2 protein-coding genes are annotated in these 1,247 nt (G+C 47.2%); both read right to left on the bottom strand.

The features are described 5' to 3' along the window. On the bottom strand, positions 1–295 hold a 295-nt coding region (locus F6K38_RS42370), incomplete at its 3' end, for a ssl2009 family thylakoid membrane protein (RefSeq protein WP_287360867.1). Positions 296–591: 296 nt separating this feature from the next. Further along, the gene (upp, locus tag F6K38_RS42365) at positions 592–1,242 is read right to left on the bottom strand and encodes a uracil phosphoribosyltransferase (protein ID WP_008179696.1); all 651 of its coding nucleotides are present in this window, start codon (positions 1,240–1,242) and stop codon (positions 592–594) included. Positions 1,243–1,247: the final 5 nt, after the last annotated feature.

The raw sequence follows: 1,247 nt of genomic DNA, 5'->3' as shown, positions 1-1,247 counted from the left end.
TACCTTTCACTGTGCTGACTTGTTGACGTACATCGTCAATGGCTGAATTGAGCTGGGCAATTTTGTCTTCCAAACTCTGACGTGCCGCTTCAATGCTTGCTTCTGCCTTTAGTTCGCGCTTTCTAGCCCTAATTGCCTTAGGGTCTGAGCGCTCAGAATTTAACATAGACCGATCTTCCTCATCCTTTTGATTACTTTTACCAGCAGTAACCAAAGCGCCGATTAATCCACCTATCAATCCCCCGACTACTGCTCCAGTCAGGAATCCACTTGCAAAACCATCTTGCTGACTCATGTTGCTCTGTTGCCCTTGATTTGAAAAATGCAGCTTTTATCCAGATTAACCCATCAAGTTTGAGAGGATCTTGCTGATTAGACAAGGGGTTTGCTACCAGCCCTTAATTCATAATATCGTATCGGAAGCGTTTTAGACAAAGCTTTGAAAGCCCGGTCTGGTGAGCGAACCGGGAATGTGAACCTTGGAACCATGATCAGGAAGTCTAGGTAGAGGTGTTCCAGGCAACACCTCTACTATCAATTGGATTTGCTGTCTAAGTCTGTCAGGGTAATAGGGGCTTGTCGCGGTTTCGGTCAAGTTCCAAAAGCGCGATCGCCTGCATCACCCAAGCCTGGTACTATATATCCCTTACCATTGACTTCCTCATCAATCATGCCAGTGTAGATGGTCAAACTAGGATAATCTGCCCCCAACTTTTGTAAGGCTGGTGGTGCTGCTACCACGCTAATAATCCGTGTTAAATCTGGTGTTGCGCCTCGTTTTTTAAGTTCTGACATTGCCAACATCATTGTGCCACCAGTAGCCAGCATCGGGTCGAGAACTAGGACTCGTGTATTTGGGTCAAACTGATTGGGTAAGGTGTTCAGGTAAAAATTGGCTTGTAAGGTTTCCTCATTTCTGACCAGACCAAGGTGATAAACCGATGCCAAGGGCAGCAAAGTTTGGGCTCCATCTAAGAGCGCTAGTCCAGCCCGCAAAATTGGCACAACTACTATGGGTACTTCTGGATTCACCATAGTTACCTTGCACGGAGCTAGGGGAGTTTGCACTGTTAGTTCTTCATTCGGCAACCAATCCCGCATTGCTTCATAGGTCAACCAGCGTCCCAACTCGGTCATAGCGCTTTTGAACAATGGAGGTGGTGTCGAGGCATCACGGGCAACCCCTAGCCAGTGCTTAACTAGGGGATGGGGTGGAACATAGACACGTAGTTGGAGAGTCATAACAG

The organism is Moorena sp. SIO3B2 (genome assembly GCF_010692525.1).
GTDB lineage: Bacteria > Cyanobacteriota > Cyanobacteriia > Cyanobacteriales > Coleofasciculaceae > Moorena > Moorena producens.
This window is presented reverse-complemented; position numbering and strand designations above follow the sequence as displayed.